The sequence below is a fragment of the Bordetella tumulicola genome, assembly GCF_054779135.1.
Map to the genome: position 1 here is coordinate 553622 of NZ_BAAGYU010000011.1, position 15971 is coordinate 569592.

A 15971-nucleotide genomic window follows, 5' to 3' on the forward strand; every position below is an offset into this window, starting at 1 on the left:
GCGCCCGCCGTGTGTCGTCTGGAAAAAACGAAAACGATAAATAAGGAGGAGTCATGAAGGTATTGAATGCCCTATTGTTGTCCGTCGGCCTGGCATTGGTGAGCCAGCAGGCTGTCGCTCAAGAGTTTAAATTCCGGTTTTCGGCGGATTCGGCCACCACCAATGTCAAGGTACAAGCCTTTCAGAAATGGGCCGACCTGGTCAAGGAAAAATCCAACGGGCGAATTTCGATTCGCGTATACCCCAGCGCCCAGTTGTACAACGATGTCAACGTGATTCCCGCGGTGGGATCGGGAACAGTGGATATCGGTGCGCCCCCTAGTGGCCTGTTGACGACGGTGATACCCGAGGCGTCGGTCTTTGAATTGCCCTCTATGTGGGGGATCAGCTATGACCAGTATCGTCGGGTGTTGGCGGGCGAGTTTGGCAAGGAACTGTCCCAGCGCTTTGAGGAAAAACTGGGCGTCAAGATCCTGGGCTACTACAACATGGGCGCCTGGGTATGGGGCACTAATAAAAAGTCCACCCTGATTCAGGCGCCTGCGGATTTCAATGGCAAAAAAATCCGTGTGGTGGGAAACCCTCTGGTTGAGCAGACGTTTAAGGCCTTTGGCGCGCAGCCGGTGCAGATGGCGTGGCCCGAAGTGCCAACCGCCTTGTTGCAGGGCGTGATTGACGGCCTGGAGACGACCCTGTCCGGCCTGGACTCGGTAAAGGGGTGGGAATTGGTCGGGAATCTGACCTATGCCAATTACAAGTACACCCCCTACGTTGCGATCATGAACCTGCGTTCCTGGAAAAAATTGCCCGCTGATTTGCAGCAAGTCATGCTCGATACCATGGAGGAATCCGTGCGTTGGCAAGACGCCGAGTTGGAGCGCATCCATAAGGCAGCCCTTGAGCGCTTTCGCGAGAAGGGCGTAAAGGTCAAGGTGCTGCAGCCCGCTGAGGTAAAGGCATTCTCCAAGGCGGCCGACAAGGCGGGGGCGGCCTACATCAAAGCAGAAAATCTCGAGCAGGCTGAGGCGAGTGCGCGCGCTAGCGCAGGCGCGCCGTAACGCACAGCCAGGCGGTGTGCTGCGCACACCGCTTCATCGATATTTTTACCGCCGGGCCGCCCCAAGGTAAAAACGCCCCCTTGGGGGGCAGCAAGCCGAAGGCGCGGCGTGGGGGCATTTTTTATTTTTTGAGGTATGACATGGTGTCGGATACGTTGCGCGATAGAGGTCTGCTGGTGCTTGGCGCGATTGCGCTTGTCGCTACGCTGATGGGCGCGTTGGCGGTGGTGTCCCGTTACTTGTTTTCGTCGGCCGTCAGTTTTTCGGACGAAGTCGTCACGTACTTGATTGTCTGGGGCACGCTGATTGCCTTTGGCATCGGTGAGTTTTTGAATGAGCATCTGCGCGCAACGGTCCTGGTGGAACGATTGCCGCCGTTTTGGCAGAACGTATCGTCGTGGCTGTCATTTGTGCTGACGTTGTTGTTTGTCGCCCTGATCGTGTATTTCGGTGTCGAGGTAGCCTGGCAGCGCCATGTTTTCAACGAGGTCTCGCCGACGGCTTTGCAGTTCCCACAGTGGGTGGCGCGGGCGGCGGTGCCGGTTGGTTTCGCGATTGCGGGTGTTGCCTTGTTTGCTCGCGTGCGCCGCATGACAAAGGGGCTTCGTCGTGATTGACTACTTGCCTGTTGTTTTGTTGATGGTGTTGCTGGCTATCGGTGCCCCCATTTATTTGTCGCTGGGCCTGAGCGCATTACTCGGTTTTTATATCGCCGAACTGCCGCTGGTGGCGTCGGCCGAGATTATCTATAACAGCCTGACACCGTTCACGTTGATGGCGGTGCCTTTTTTTGTGATGACGGCGAACCTGATGACCGCGGGCGGGATTTCAGATGCGCTGGTCAAGTTCGCGCGCGTTTGGGTGGGGCATGTGTGGGGCGGCTTGGGGGTAGCCACTATTTTGGCGTGCGCCATATTCTCGGCCATCTCCGGCTCGAGTGTGGCCACCGCGCTGGCGATTGGCTCAATCGCCATTCCTGCGATGGTGGCCGCGGGCTACGATCGATCCTATGCCATGGGCGTGACGGCCGCCGGCGGCACGCTGGGGATTTTGATTCCGCCCAGCATTCCCCTGATTCTCTACGGCTTTATCACCGATCAGTCGGTGGTGGCGTTGTTCTCTGCCACGTTGATTCCCGGCTTGCTCGCGGTGCTCAGTTTATTGGTGTGCGCGATGACCATCGCGCGACTCAAGAACTATCCCCGCCGGCCCAGAGCATCATTGCCAGAGAGGATGGCCGCGCTAAAGGAAGCGTTGCCCAGCCTGTTGTTGCCGGTGATGATACTAGGGGGCATTTATGGCGGTATCTACACACCCACCGAGGCGGCCATTGTGTCGGTGGTGTACGCCATTCTCGTGAGCCAGATTTTCTACAACAGGATGCGCTTTCTCGAGATCCTGCGCATTATGGGAAAGTCCATGATCGATACGAGCGCGATCATGATCATTCTGGCTGCGGCGATGCTGCTGGGCCATTACCTGAGCATTGTGGATCTGGGCCACAGGGTGGCGGCCATGGTGCAGGACATGGGCCTCAATCCCTGGCAATTCAATCTGGTGATCATGGGCATCCTGTTGGTGCTGGGTATGTTCATGGAAGCCACATCCATGCTGTTGATCATGGTACCGATGCTGTTGCCCGCCATGATTGCGTTGGGCGTGAATCCAGTGCACTTCGCCGTGCTGTTCGTCATCGCTATGGAGATCGGCCTGATCACCCCACCCATCGGGATGAACCTGTATGTCGTTACGCGTTCTGGCCAAGGCACGCTGCAGGAGGCCATTCGTGGCAGCGTTCCCTACGTCGGCATGTTGATCCTGCTGGCGCTGATTGTGCTGGCTTGGCCCACTACTGCGCTGTGGCTGCCGCAGTGGTTTGCCCGCTAATACGAACACGCAGGCTACGGCACACGGGTACGGAGAACCTTTGCGATATGCGAATTGCGCACCGGCGATACCCACCATGCCGAACCCCCAAGCGAATGAGACGGCGGTCCCGAGTGGACTTCAATCCTCTTTTCTATGTGAGTCAATCATATGAAGCACGAAACATCATCCTACCGCAGGAACGAAAATTTCGAGAAAGGTCTGAAGATACGAGAAGAGTTACTCGGTAAGGAGAAAATCGATACGGCGTTGTGGGGCGCTGACGCGTTTAACCAGCCGATGCAGCAATTGGCCACCGAGTACTGCTGGGGCGAGATCTGGAGTCGTCCGGGCCTGCCACGCAAGATTCGCAGCTTGCTGAATATCGCCATGCTAAGCGCGTTAAACCGATCGACGGAACTCGAAATCCACGTGCGTGCAGCGTTGAAAAATGATTGCTCGACCGAGGAAATCCAGGAGGCCTTGCTGCAGGCGGCCGTTTATGCGGGCGTGCCGGCCGGTGTCGAGGGTTTTCGCGTTGCCAGTCGAGTCATCCAGCAAACCCTCGAACAAGCGCCACAGGAGGCGAAAGTATGACGACCCCTCAACCCGTCGGATTTATCGGCCTGGGAAGCATGGGCGGAGAATTGGCTTATCGGCTCGCCAATTCGGGCTTGCCGCTGGTGGTCCATGATGCACAGCCACAAGCGTATTCACGCTTTGAAGGTCTGGATGTTGTGCAGGCGGCGACGCCCGCCGAAGTCGCGTCGCGTTGCGAAATCGTGTGCGTGTGCCTGCCCACGCCGGATGTCGTGCGCCAGGTGGTGACGGGTGCAGATGGCTTGGTGCAGGGCAAGCGGCTGCGCACGTACATCGACATGTCGACGACCGGACCGACTACGGCCAAGAGCATGGCGGCGGCACTGGCTGACGGGGGCGTGCGTTCCATTGATGCCCCGGTCAGTGGTGGCGTGGCGGGCGCGCGTGCAGGCACATTGGTGCTCATGGTCTCGGGCGCGCCTGACGTGGTGGCCGAACTGGACCATATCTTCAAACCACTGGGAAAAATCAGCATCATTGGGCCTGAGGTTGGTCAGGGTCAGAGCATGAAGCTGATCAACAATCTGATGGCGGCTGCCCATCTGGCGCTGGCAGCCGAGGCGACGGTATTGGGCGTGAAAGCAGGCTTGCAGGCCGAGGTCATTCTGAATACGCTGAATTCGGGCTCGGGCAAAAACTCGGCGACCGAAGACCGCTTTCCCAAACATGTGCTGCCGCGTACGTTCGACAATGGTTTTGCCAATGCCCTGATGCGCAAGGATGTCCGCTTGTGCATGGACATGGCCGAGGAACTCCAAGTGCCGCTGTGGGTGGGTACGGCCGTTGATCGTCTGTGGATGCAAACGGTGTTGCAAGTAGGCCCCAAGGAGAACTCCACCACGATTGTGAAAACGCTGGAGCAATGGGTTGGCGTACAAGTTGGTCAGGCCCAAGGCGCGTGAGTCGCAGGGCTGCATGACGTGACGACGACGGGCGATACGCCCGTCCCGCAGTTTCAACTGGAGGAGGACGACAATAATGCTGCTAACCAAATTTTTGCGTGCGGGCCTGACGACGCTGGCGTTGTGCGGGATCATCACGCCGGTATCTGCCGAGGATTGGCCCAAACAATCCATCAATCTGATTGTCGGCTCGCCACCAGGAGGCTCGACGGATTATCTGGCGCGCTTGTTGGCCGAGCCGTTGGGCGCGGAGTTGGGGCGGTCCATCGTCGTGGTGAACAAACCCGGCGGGTCGGGTAATCTGGGTAATGGATTTGTGGCCAATGCGTCCGCCGATGGCTACACGCTGCTGTTTGGCTACAACGGCTATCTGGTCAGCAATCCGCATTTGTTCAAGAACCTGGACCTGGATCCCGTCAAACGGTTTACCTCAATCGCCTTTGTCGCGAACTCTCCCCAACTGCTGGTGATCAGCAACAAGGCGCCGTACAAGGATTTGGCGGGCTTGATCAAGTATGCCAAGGCGAATCCCGGCAAGGTGAACTATGCCTCATCCGGGCACGGTTCGGTTCCGCACGTGGGCGCCGTTATGTTGGAACAGATGGCCGATATCTCCATGACGCATATTCCGTTCAAGGGAGCGGGGGATGCGATGCAGGCGTTGGCGGCCGGTACGGTTGACGTCTATATCACGAGTCCGGCAGGGGCGATGGGACAGGTCAAGTCGGGACTGGTGCGCCCCATCGCGGTATCGGGCAAAAACCGACTGGATGCGTTGCCCGACGTACCGGCGACGGCGGAGCTGGGCTTGCCGGGCTACGATCTGGAGTCGTGGTTCGCTATCTATGGTCCCGCCAACCTGGCGCCGGACATCGTGAACCGCCTGAATACCGCCTTTAATCGCGTCCTGGATACCGATGCTGTCCGCAAGGGGGTGCAAAGCGCCGGAATGTCGGTGGGCACGATGTCGCCCGACGAGTTGCGAGGTTATACGCAGTCGGAGTTTGAGCGTTGGGGCGCCATCATCAAAAAAGCAGACATCAAACTCGATTGAGTTCCGAAGGAGGCAACGATGGCAAAAGTATGTATTGTGGGCTGCGGTGCAATGGGGTCGGTGTACGCCGGCCTGATGGCAGCAGCGGGTCATGAGGTCCATGCCGTGACCCCTTGGCAGGGGCATGTCGACGCGATCAATGCCCATGGGCTGCATGTGTCAGGGTATAGCGGTGACCGGGTCGTGCGCCTGGCCAGTGCGGCGACGACCGTCGAGGGCATCGGTCCGTGCGACGTGGTCATCATCGCGACCAAGGCATTCGATGTCGAAGCGGCTGCCCGTTCGGTGGGGCCGTTGATGGGCGCGGATACCGTGGTGCAAACGATTCAGAACGGCGTGGGCTCGCCCGACATCGTGGCGCGCCATGTGGATCCGTCGCATCTGGCTGTCGGCGTGGTGGGCGGTTATGGCGCGTCGATCCGGGAGTCGGGACATGCGCATCACAATGGCCTGGCCGTGACGTGGTTCGGTGCTTATGCGGGTTTGCCGCGGCGCAGCCTGGAAGCCTCTGCGGAAGTCTGGCGTTCCTCTGGTTTCGACGTGGCGCTGCACGACGACGTCGCCAGTATGGTCTGGAAAAAGGTCATCATGAACGTGGCCTATTCGGGAACGGCGGGCCTGACGGAATTGACCATCGGACAGATCATCAATCATCCTTATGCCTGGGAGGTCGCCTCGGGATGTTCGCGCGAAGCCGTTGCGGTGGCCCAGGCTCTGGGTGTCGATCTGGGCTTGCCCGATCCCATTGCGCATGTGCGCGCCCTGGGCGGAAAAATTCCGGATGCCCGGCCGTCGATGCTGCTGGATTTGCAGGCTGGTCGGCGTTGCGAGGTCGATGCTATCAACGGCGCCATTGTTCGCCTGGGTCGAGAGCTAGGCGTACCCACGCCCGTCAACGATGTGGTCGTGGCGCTGATTCGCGCCAAGGAATCCCTGCAGGTGTCCAGTGACGGTTAGCGAGACGAGGCGTCCGAGAGGGCGTGTGCCCGGCTGCTCTCATTCGGGACGCATCTTTTCACTTTCATTGGCGTACAAGGACTAGGAGATCGTCATGTGTGATAACCCTCATCAGATCGGTACCGGGTGGAAAGGCTGGTGTGCACTGCCGTCATCGCAACCGGCAGTGCCGACGGGTCCGTGGCGTGACCTGACGTACCCGCTAGGGCATGCTGTGCCACGCGCGAGCGTGTTTCCTCAACCGGTGTTTCGGCGTATTAAAAGCTTGCCTGATGACCCCTTGAACGTTACCGAGATGCAGATGGTGGTGCACGTCGGCACGCATGTGGATGCGCCGCGACATTTCTTTGTCGATGGCCCGGCCTTTCACGAGATCGCGCTGGACCGACTATGCGGCCCGGGTGTTGTGCTGCGTATTGATCGTGGTGCGGGCGAGGCCATCACGGTAGAGGACTTGCAGCCCTTTGATGTCGAGGTGCGATCGGGCGATATCGTGGCCATCGATACAGGATGGAGCCAGTACGCGGGCACGCCGCAATATCACGACCATCCGTACCTGGCGCCCGATGCGGCGCGCTGGCTGGTCGATCACGGCGTGAAACTTGCCGCGTTCGATGTGCCTACGCCGGACCTGCCGGTTTCCCGAAGGCCGGATCACTATGATTGGCCGGCCCATCATGTCTTGCTGAGTCACGGCGTGCTCGTTTCTGAGAACGTATGCGGCCTGACCGGCCTGGCGGGGCAGCGACTCGAGTTCGCCTTTGTGGCGCTCAATATCGAAGAGTCCGACGGTGCACCCGCCCGCGTGATGGCGCGGCCTGTCCAGGCATGAATTGCATACGACAAGTCGAATAACGACAAATAACGAAGAGGTGACAATGACATTCCGTAAATTTTTGGTGGGTACGGCGGCGGCATTGGCCTGCGCCCTCTCTGCGGTGCCGGCCTGGTCGGCGAATTACCCCGACCATCCCGTGAAATTGATTGTGCCGCAGTCGCCGGGCGGGGCGTCAGACGCGCTTGGCCGTCTGATTGCCCAGGGGCTGACGGATGCTTGGGGGCAGAGCGTCGTGGTGGAAAACAAAGCCGGCGCGGGGGGCAACATCGGGCTGGACGCGGTGGCCAAGGCACCTGGCGATGGCTACACGCTGTTGCTGACCTATGAGGGTACGCAGGCCATCAACGTGAGCCTGCGCGACCTGCCCTTTGATCCTATCAAGGACTTTACGCCCATCGCGGCGGTGGCGACCGTGCCGTTCATCGTGGCCATCAACAAGGACGTCAAGGCCCAGACGTTTCAGGAGTTCGTCGCACTGGCGCGTGCCAATCCGGGCATGACCTTTGGGTCGGCCGGCAGCGGTACGGTGAATCACTTGCTGGGAGAAATGGTGAATCATGTCGCTGATACCAAGTTGACGCATGTTCCTTACAAGGGGGCCTCGCCTGCCTTGACGGATTTACTGGGAGGGCGGTTGGATGTCGTGTTCAGCAGTGTGCCCTCGATCGCTCAACAGGTGGATGCGGGCGCCCTGCGTGGGATCGCCATTTCCAGCAATACGCGGTCGTCGCGATTCCCGAATATCCCCACGATTGCCGAGTCCGGTTATCCCGATTTCCATGTGGCGCCATGGTTTGCCGTGTTTGGGCCGGCAGGTGTGCCGGACGATATTGTGAGCAAGATCAATCACGATGTCGGGGCCTTGTTGGCAAATCCGGAGTTCAGGAAAACTCTGGCCAAGCACGCTGCCGAGCCGTTGCAAACCACGCCGGAGCAATTGGGAGAGATGCTGCAGTCCGACGTGAACAAGTGGGCGGTGGTGGTGAAACAGTCGGGTGCTCGCGTCGATTGATGGCGGCGGCCAGTCAAGATACGGCCGCCCGGATTGCATCAGAACCGATACGCCGCACTTAGCGTTACCGTGCGGCGCTGGCCGTAAAAGCAATCGCCGCGTTTCAGGCACGTGACCTCGTAGGTTTTGTCCGCGATATTGTTGACGTTCAACGCGTAGCGCCACGGACCGCTATCGTAGGCCAGCATCGCATCAAACAGCGTGACTGAGGGCGTTTCGGGGGCATTGCCATCTGTGAATGAACCGAGGTAGCGCACGCCTGCACCCGCCGAAAACCCGGACAGGTTGGCGACCGCAAAGCGATACTTGCCCCATAGTGACGCCATGTGTTTGGGCACGGGCTCCAACTGGGGATCGATGTCGGTGTAGATGTAGTTGGCGATCACATCGATCTGCTTGGTCACGCTGCCACGTAGTTCTAGTTCGACGCCACGCGTACGGGTTTTGCCGGCCTGGATTTGATTGTTGGGGTTGGAGGGATCCGGTGCCTGGCGGTTCTTCTCGCGCAGGTCATAAGCAGCCGCCGTGAACTGCAGGTCCTGGTTCGGGGGCATGTATTTCAAGCCCAGTTCCCATTGTTTGCCGCGCATGGGTTTCCAGCGATTGCTGTAGAAGTCCGTGCCGCCGATGGGCGTAAAGGATTCGCTGTAGCTGATGTACGGCGAAAGGCCGTTGTCGGCCGCGTAGAGCAGGCCAAAGCGCTTGGTGGTGGCATTGTCGACTTCGCGATCGCTGCCTTCGATGTCCGTTTGCGCCCGATCATGACGGATGCCCGCCAGGAATATCCAGTTGCGATAACGCATCTGGTCCTGCGCGTAAAAACCCATTTGCTGTTGTACGGTCTTGGGCGTATCGGCGAGGTCATACTCGGGGATGTTGCCGTAGATGGGGTGATACACATTCAACGGACTGCCCATGCCCGAGACCTCCTGCCCGGTCTCGCGATAACGGCTGTAGTCAAAGCCGAACAACACCGTGTGCTCGGTCTGCCCCCAGTTCAGTTTGCCTTCCAGGTTTTGATCGACCAACAAGGTGCGCATGCGGGGCTTGTGGACATAAAAGTATCGATTGAGCGTGGTCTGCTCGGGGTCGATGTAGGGGGCTTCGGGATTCCAGTAGGAGTCGGGATAGAGGGATTTGTAGTCGACCTTGCTGATGGTGTTGCGAAAGTTCTGACGTACCGTCCAGCGGTCGTTGAATTGGTGTTCGAACAGCCAGCCCACGCTGAATTGCTCGGTGTCATAGGCATCAAAGCCTGGTTCGCTGACAAAGCGGCGCGTCGGGATCTGGCCGTTGGGGTTGTCGCTGACGGTACCTTGCCAGGGTAAAAATGATTGGGTGGTTCCCGCCTTGTCTTTTTGGAAATAGCCCTGAAATGTCAGCGATGTAGCGGCGCTGGGTTGCCAAGTGAGCGAGGGCGCGAGCAGTAGCCGGTCGTCGGTGGCGTATTGCACTTGTGTATCGCTTTCACGGGCTACGGCAATAATGCGGTACAGCCATTGGCCGTCTTCAGTGACCGGGCCGGTCAGGTCGGCCTGGATTTCTTTGCGATTGTGATTGCCGAGAATCACCCCGATTTCGTGCTGGGCTTCGGGTTGGGGACGTTTGCTCACGAGGTTGAGCACGCCACCGGTGCTGCCCTGGCCATACAGCATCGACGACGGACCGCGCAGCAGTTCCAATCGTTCCAGCGCATAGATTTCGGTGCGGGGGTTGTTGTAGCTGAAAAACTGGCGCAATCCGTCCAGGTACTGAACGGGCTCGACACCTCGCACGCGAACGTAGTCGGCTCGGTTGTCGACCCCATAGGCGTTGGGGCGTACGCCGGCCGCATAGTTCAGGGCATCTTGTACGTTTTGAGCACCTTGGTCGACGAACTGATCGCGCGGGATCACGGTGATAGCTTGCGGGGTTTCGAGCAGGGGCGTGTCGGTTTTGGTGCCAGTGGCGCTACGGGTGGGCACGTAGCCATAAACGGGGCTGGTCGCCGTCGCCTGCGAACCGGTGATGGTCACCGTGGGCAGGGTGGCCGCGGTGTTAGCGTTTTCTTGGGCCTGTGCGGCAAAGGAGGGCAGGCTGGCGGCTACGATTGCCAAAGTAAGGGGGGAGACCTTGCGGGCTGGTACAGCGGGCGAAGGATGTTTCAAGGGGATTCCTAATTTATGCGAATATGTTTGATAATAAAAATGAGTCGCATTTATTTTATAGAATAATATGGCAATTGTCCGGCGCGACAGACGCTTGTTTACCCTGATAGCTCGGGTTGCCGGGTCAGGGCCCGGCGAAGCAATGTGACGGCTATCGCGGCGCCGCAGCGGATGATTGTGTCGCGGCGGGCCGGAGTTCTCGTCTCAGGATTTTGCCCACGGCGCTGCGGGGCAATGCATCCCGAAATTCGACGTGACGCGGCACCTTGTAGCCCGTTAAATGTTGGCGGCAATGGGCGATCAAGGTCTGGGCATCGAGGGCGGGATCATTGCGGATGACGAAGAGCTTGACGGCTTCGCCAGAGCGTTCGTCCGGGACGCCGACGGCGGCGACTTCGCGTACGCCGGGATGCAGAGCGGCGGCGTCTTCGACCTCGTTCGGATAGACGTTGAAGCCCGACACCAGGATGAGATCTTTTTTGCGGTCGACCAGATAGACGTCGCCGCGTTCATCAACGTAGCCGATGTCGCCGGTACGCAGAAAACCGTCGGGATAAAAGACCAGTGCGGTTTCCTCGGGGCGATTCCAGTAGCCGGACATCACCTGTGGGCCGCGCACGCAGAGTTCGCCGGTGTCGCCTTGGGCAAGCTCGCGGCCATCGTCGTCGCGGATGGATAATTCGGTGGACGGCACCGGCAGGCCGATGGAGCCGGTGAAGGTCTCCACATTCAACGGGTTCAGCGTCACGGCGGGAGAGGTCTCTGTCAGTCCATAGGCCTGGCATAGCGAGACACCGGTGACGTCACGCCATTGTTGCGCGACGGCGCGTTGGACAGCTATGCCGCCCGCCAGGGTGATGCGCAACTGAGAGAAATCGAGCTTGGCAAAGTCGGGGTGATTCAGCAGCGCGCGAAACAAAGTGTTGACGCCAGTGATCACGGAAAACGGCGTGTTGCGCAGGGCTTTGATCAGGGCAGGCAGATCGCGTGCGTCCGGAATCAGCAGGTTGCGCGCACCCAGTTTGATGGAGATCAGGCAATTCGCAGTCAGGGCGAACACGTGGTAGAGCGGCAAGGCGGTGACGATGCATTCGACCCCCTCGCGCAGATGGTTGCCTACCCAGGCGTGTGCCTGGTGCAGGTTAGCCAGCATGTTGCCATGGCTCAGTACCGCGGCTTTTGCCACACCCGTCGTCCCGCCGGTGTATTGCAGAAAGGCCGGATCGGCACGCGTCAGCATGGGCGGACGTAAAGGCAGGGGATGACCCTCGGACAGGGCTCGACGTAGACGTACGGCGCCGGGCAAGGACCACGTGGGGACTTTGTGCTTGACATGGCGCACCACCAGATCGATGACACGCCCTTTGAGGGGGCCCAGCAGTTCGCCGATCGAGGTAGTGACAATGTGCCGCAGTGCCGTGTGCGGCAAAGCCTGTTGCAGCGTATGCGCAAAGTTGTCGGCCACGACGATGGCCTGTGCGCCGGCGTCACGGAGTTGATGCGCGAGTTCGTGCGCGGTGTAGAGCGGGTTGCAGTTCACGACGACACAACCCGCGCGCAATGCCCCGAACAGGCAGACGGGATATTGCAGCAGATTGGGCAACATCAGCGCGACACGATCACCTTGTCGCAGACCACGCGATTGCAACCAGGCGGCAAAATCGCGTGACAGGCGATCAAACTGCGCATAGCTCAGGGTCGTGCCCAGGCTGGTATAGGCGGGCCGGTCGGGGAAACGCCGATAACTGTCATCCAGGATCGTGAGCAGCGATGCGCAGTCCGAGATGTCGATGTCGGCGGGTACGCCAGGCGGGTAGTGATCGAGCCAGATGCGTTCCATAGGAGACTAAGCGATGGATCTGGAGGAGAGGGTTATAGCGCCTCGAAAATGCCCGCCGCGCCCATGCCTGTGCCCACGCACATCGTCACCATGCCGTATTTGCCGCCCGTGCGCCGCAGGCCGTGTATGACCGTGGCGGTGCGAATGGCGCCGGTGGCGCCCAAGGGGTGGCCGAGGGCAATGGCGCCACCCAAGGGGTTGACCTTGGCCGGGTCGAGATCCAGATCGCGCATGACGGCCAGTGATTGCGCGGCAAAGGCTTCGTTCAGCTCGATCCAGTCCAGGTCTTGCTGGGCAATGCCAGTCTGGGCCAGCGCCTTGGGGATCGCCATTTTGGGGCCGATGCCCATGATTTGCGGAGGAACGCCCGCGACGGAGAATCCGACAAAACGGGCGAGCGGCGCCACGTTGAGTTCGCGCAAGACGCGTTCGGACACCAGCACGACGGCAGCAGCGCCGTCCGACATCTGCGAGCTGTTGCCCGCAGTGACGGAGCCGCGTGCCGCAAAGACCGGTCGCAGTTTGGCGAGAGCAGCGGCATCGGTGTCAGGGCGGGGACCCTCGTCACGCTCGGCGCGTTTTTCGAGGGTGCGTACAGACCCTGCTTCACCGGGCAGGTGGTGCACTATTTGATAGGGTGTGATCTCGGCATCGAAATGCCCCGCCGCGATGGCGGCGCAGGCTTTTTGATGCGAGGCGAGGGCAAATGCATCCTGATCTTCGCGCGAGACTTTCCATTGCGCGGCGACTTTTTCGCCCGTCAGGCCCATGCCGTAGGCCATGCCCAGGTTTTCATCGTGCGCGAAAATTTCCGGATTGATGGCGACTTTATTGCCCATGATTTGCGGCATGGCGCTCATGGATTCGGTGCCAGCGGCAATCATGACATCGGCAAGGCCCAGGCGGATCCGTGCCGCAGCATCCGCGACGGCCTGCAGGCCCGAGGCGCAAAAACGATTGACGGTGACACCGGGAACATTGTCGGGCAGGCCGGCCAGCAGCAGGCTCATGCGCGCCACGTTCATGCCTTGCTCGGCCTCGGGCATGGCGCAACCGACGATGACGTCTTCGACGCGCGCAGCGTCCAGAGAGGGGACCTGTGCCAACGCAGCGCGCAGGACGGCCGCCAGAAGATCATCGGGACGGGTCGTGGCGTACTGGCCGTTGCGCTTGCCGACAGGCAGGCGGGTGGCGGCGATGATGTAGGCGTCTTGAATCTGTTTGCTCATCAGATGCTCCGATCTTTACGAGGCGATGTGGGTGACGGCGTCAGTTGCGTAGCGGCTTGCCCGTTTCCAGCGTGTGCTGGATGCGGGCCTGCGTTTCGGCGGTGCGAAGCAACGCGACGAACTCGCGGCGTTCAACGGCGAGCAACCAGTCCTCGTTGACACGCGTGCCGGCCTCGACTTCGCCACCGCATAGCGCGACGGCTGCACTGCGTGCGACTTTGTAATCGTGGGCGCTGATCATGCCGCCTTCGCGCATGTTGATCAGCACCATTTCAAAGTTCGCAATGCCTGTGCGGCCGGCGACGGGGATATGGGTCACGGGAAGTGGTGGCGTATGGCCGACATCGGCCGCCGCACGGGCCTGTCGAATGGCGACCCAGAGCAACTCGTCGGGATGAAACACGATCTTGTCGTGCGCTTGTGCGTAACCCAAATCGATCGCTTGCAGCGCGCTTTTGGAGACCTGCGCGGTCGCAATATTCTGGAACACCGGTTGCAAATACGGAAAGACCTCGCTGGGTGTCGCCGTGGTCGCCGCGAGCGCGGCGGCGCGTGCGGCGAGGGCCGCACTTCCGCCGCCTGCGGGGATAAGTCCCACACCGGCCTCAACCAGTCCGATGTAGCTTTCCAGCACCAGGGCGCGATGGCTGCAATGCATCAGGAATTCACAACCGCCGCCGAGTGCCATGCCCTGCACGGCAGCAACGGTCGGGACGCGAGCGTCGCGCAGGGAGAGCGACGCTCGCTGGAATTTTTCTACCGTGGCCTCCAGTACGTCGAACTGGCCCGCGGTGCACGCTTGCACGACTTGGGACAGGTTGGCGCCGACGGCAAAAGGCGCGTCATGCCACAGGACCAGGGCATCCAGGTTTTGTTCGCAGTGGGCGACGGCATGCAGCACCCCATCCAGGACTTCATCACCGATGCTGTGCATTTTGGAGGTGAATGACAGGATGCCGACGCCAGGGTCGAATTCGGGCAGATGCCACAAACGCACGCCCTGGTTTTCCCACAAGGTGGCGCCGCGCGGTGTCGGCATTTCGCCCACCAGCGTTTCGGGAAAGAGCTGGCGTGCATAGACCGGCAGCGTCGAGCGCGGTTGTTGCTTGCCGTCTCGCGCCGAGTACGAGCCTTTTGCGTCGTGCACACCTTGGCGATCGCTTTCTTGTACCCAGTCCGGCAGAGGGGCATCGCTCATGGCCTGTCCGGCGGCGATGTCTGCCGCGACGGCCTCGGCGATGGGACGCCAGCCCGCGGCCTGCCACGTTTCGAAGGGACCTTGTGACCAGCCAAAGCCCCAGCGCATGGCCAGATCCAGATCGCGCGCGTTGTCAGCGATGTGCCCGAGTTGGCAGGCGCTGTAATGAAAGATATCCCGGAACAGGCTCCACAGGAACTGCGCCTGAGGGTGCCTACTGGCGCGCAGCGCGGCAAAGCGTTGTGCGGGGTCGCGCTGTTTCAGGATGGCGTCGACCTCGTCGGCGATAGTGCCCGCCGAGGGGCGATAATCGCCCGCGGCCGGGTCCAGTACCTGAATCTCTTTGTTGACCTTGCGATAGACGCCAACGCCGCTTTTTTGGCCTAGCGCGCCACGTTCGATCAGCGCGTTTAGCCAGGCGGGCAGTTGAAAGTACCGGTGCCAGGGGTCCGACGGGAGTTTGTCGCGCATGGTGGCGACGACATGGGCGAGCGTATCCAGGCCGACGACGTCGGCGGTGCGGTAGGTGGCGCTTTTGGGGCGGCCTATTTTGGGGCCGGTCAATGCATCGACTTCGTCAAAACCCAGGCCCAGGCGTTCGGTATGGTGCAGAGCGGCCAAAATGGAGAAAACACCGATGCGGTTGGCCACAAAGTTCGGTGTGTCCAAGGCGCGGATGACTCCCTTGCCCAGACTCGTGGTCAACCAGCTTTCCAGATGGTCGACCACGTCCGCGCGGGTGTGGCGCGTGGCGATCAGTTCAACCAGACGCATGTAGCGTGGCGGGTTGAAAAAGTGCACGCCGCAGAATCGGGCGCGCAGATTTTCGGGCAGATTATCGGCCAGCTCACCGATCGCCAGGCCGGAGGTATTGGACGCCAGGATCGCATCGGGCGAAACATGCGGTGCGATGCGTTCGTATAGCGCGGTCTTCCAGTCCATGCGCTCTGCAATCGCTTCGATGACCAGGTCGCAATCCGGCAGGTGTGCGAGATGGTCGTCGTAGTTGGCGGGCGTGATCAAGGCCAGGCGGGACGGGCTCGCCAAGGGAGCGGGCTCCAGTTTCTTCAGCCCGGCCAGCGCCTTGTTGGCGATCCCGTTGCGCTCGCCTTCCTTGGCCGTCAAATCGAACAGGATGACGGGAATCCCCGCATTGGCCAAGTGGGCGGCGATCTGTGCGCCCATGACCCCGGCGCCGAGCACGGCGGCGTGTTTGACAATGAACTTGCTGCTCAAAGTTGTCTCCTCGGTAGGCAGCGCGCTGCGCTGC

At 60.4% G+C, this 15971-nt stretch carries 13 protein-coding genes; 9 read left to right on the forward strand and 4 right to left on the reverse strand.

Translation table 11 applies throughout. From position 1 onward, the window contains the following. Window positions 1–53: 53 nt before the first annotated feature. From ACYVDM_RS24800 to ACYVDM_RS24840, 9 genes are all read left to right on the forward strand, one after another. Complete coding sequence (locus ACYVDM_RS24800) at window positions 54–1058, forward strand: TRAP transporter substrate-binding protein (protein WP_415792633.1); 1005 nt, start codon at window positions 54–56, stop codon at window positions 1056–1058. Window positions 1059–1198: 140 nt separating this feature from the next. Beyond that, a complete protein-coding gene (locus ACYVDM_RS24805; RefSeq protein ID WP_415792634.1) occupies window positions 1199–1675 on the forward strand; it encodes a TRAP transporter small permease in 477 nt (158 codons plus the stop codon). After that, window positions 1668–2945 (forward strand): TRAP transporter large permease, encoded by a 1278-nt coding sequence (locus tag ACYVDM_RS24810; RefSeq protein WP_415792635.1) that lies wholly within the window; start codon window positions 1668–1670, stop codon window positions 2943–2945. Before ACYVDM_RS24805 ends, ACYVDM_RS24810 begins: the two co-directional genes overlap by 8 nt. Before the next feature lie 150 nt (window positions 2946–3095). Further along, entirely contained in the window at window positions 3096–3521 is a 426-nt protein-coding gene (locus ACYVDM_RS24815; protein ID WP_415792636.1) for a carboxymuconolactone decarboxylase family protein, read from the forward strand. Continuing rightward, entirely contained in the window at window positions 3518–4426 is a 909-nt protein-coding gene (locus tag ACYVDM_RS24820; RefSeq protein ID WP_415792637.1) for an NAD(P)-dependent oxidoreductase, read from the forward strand. The genes ACYVDM_RS24815 and ACYVDM_RS24820 overlap by 4 nt, the downstream gene beginning before the upstream one ends. 76 nt (window positions 4427–4502) lie before the next feature. Beyond that, window positions 4503–5480 carry a Bug family tripartite tricarboxylate transporter substrate binding protein gene (locus ACYVDM_RS24825; protein ID WP_415792638.1) on the forward strand — a complete coding sequence of 326 codons (978 nt, stop codon included), beginning with the start codon at window positions 4503–4505 and terminating at the stop codon, window positions 5478–5480. 18 nt (window positions 5481–5498) lie between these two features. After that, window positions 5499–6437, forward strand: coding sequence for a ketopantoate reductase family protein (locus ACYVDM_RS24830; protein WP_415792639.1), 939 nt, complete (start codon window positions 5499–5501; stop codon window positions 6435–6437). A 94-nt stretch (window positions 6438–6531) separates the two neighbouring features. Then, window positions 6532–7269, forward strand: a complete 738-nt coding sequence (locus ACYVDM_RS24835; RefSeq protein ID WP_415792640.1) for a cyclase family protein — start codon at window positions 6532–6534, stop codon at window positions 7267–7269. A gap of 46 nt (window positions 7270–7315) precedes the next feature. Then, window positions 7316–8287, forward strand: coding sequence for a Bug family tripartite tricarboxylate transporter substrate binding protein (locus ACYVDM_RS24840; RefSeq protein ID WP_415792641.1), 972 nt, complete (start codon window positions 7316–7318; stop codon window positions 8285–8287). Between the two features lie 38 nt (window positions 8288–8325). Here ACYVDM_RS24840 and ACYVDM_RS24845 read toward each other — a convergent pair whose 3' ends face one another. The 4 genes from ACYVDM_RS24845 to ACYVDM_RS24860 all read right to left on the reverse strand — a co-directional run bounded on the left by ACYVDM_RS24845 (window position 8326) and on the right by ACYVDM_RS24860 (window position 15937). Next, window positions 8326–10434 carry a TonB-dependent siderophore receptor gene (locus ACYVDM_RS24845; RefSeq protein ID WP_415792642.1) on the reverse strand — a complete coding sequence of 703 codons (2109 nt, stop codon included), beginning with the start codon at window positions 10432–10434 and terminating at the stop codon, window positions 8326–8328. A 151-nt stretch (window positions 10435–10585) separates the two neighbouring features. Further along, window positions 10586–12274, reverse strand: coding sequence for an AMP-binding protein (locus tag ACYVDM_RS24850; RefSeq protein WP_415792643.1), 1689 nt, complete (start codon window positions 12272–12274; stop codon window positions 10586–10588). A gap of 32 nt (window positions 12275–12306) precedes the next feature. After that, a complete protein-coding gene (locus ACYVDM_RS24855; protein ID WP_415792645.1) occupies window positions 12307–13503 on the reverse strand; it encodes an acetyl-CoA C-acyltransferase in 1197 nt (398 codons plus the stop codon). A gap of 40 nt (window positions 13504–13543) precedes the next feature. After that, window positions 13544–15937: a 3-hydroxyacyl-CoA dehydrogenase/enoyl-CoA hydratase family protein gene (locus ACYVDM_RS24860; protein WP_460475488.1), complete on the reverse strand. Its 2394-nt coding sequence runs from the start codon at window positions 15935–15937 to the stop codon at window positions 13544–13546. Between the last annotated feature and the right edge of the window lie 34 nt (window positions 15938–15971).

What these genes read in the sequence shown, in the direction of transcription:
- ACYVDM_RS24800 (WP_415792633.1), top strand. Translation starts at nt 54, where the DNA reads ATGAAGGTATTGAATGCCCTATTGTTGTCCGTCGGCCTGGCATTGGTG.
- ACYVDM_RS24805 (WP_415792634.1), top strand. Translation starts at nt 1,199, where the DNA reads ATGGTGTCGGATACGTTGCGCGATAGAGGTCTGCTGGTGCTTGGCGCG.
- ACYVDM_RS24815 (WP_415792636.1), top strand. Translation starts at nt 3,096, where the DNA reads ATGAAGCACGAAACATCATCCTACCGCAGGAACGAAAATTTCGAGAAA.
- ACYVDM_RS24820 (WP_415792637.1), top strand. Translation starts at nt 3,518, where the DNA reads ATGACGACCCCTCAACCCGTCGGATTTATCGGCCTGGGAAGCATGGGC.
- ACYVDM_RS24825 (WP_415792638.1), top strand. Translation starts at nt 4,503, where the DNA reads ATGCTGCTAACCAAATTTTTGCGTGCGGGCCTGACGACGCTGGCGTTG.
- ACYVDM_RS24830 (WP_415792639.1), top strand. Translation starts at nt 5,499, where the DNA reads ATGGCAAAAGTATGTATTGTGGGCTGCGGTGCAATGGGGTCGGTGTAC.
- ACYVDM_RS24835 (WP_415792640.1), top strand. Translation starts at nt 6,532, where the DNA reads ATGTGTGATAACCCTCATCAGATCGGTACCGGGTGGAAAGGCTGGTGT.
- ACYVDM_RS24840 (WP_415792641.1), top strand. Translation starts at nt 7,316, where the DNA reads ATGACATTCCGTAAATTTTTGGTGGGTACGGCGGCGGCATTGGCCTGC.
- ACYVDM_RS24850 (WP_415792643.1), bottom strand. Translation starts at nt 12,274, where the DNA reads ATGGAACGCATCTGGCTCGATCACTACCCGCCTGGCGTACCCGCCGAC.
- ACYVDM_RS24855 (WP_415792645.1), bottom strand. Translation starts at nt 13,503, where the DNA reads ATGAGCAAACAGATTCAAGACGCCTACATCATCGCCGCCACCCGCCTG.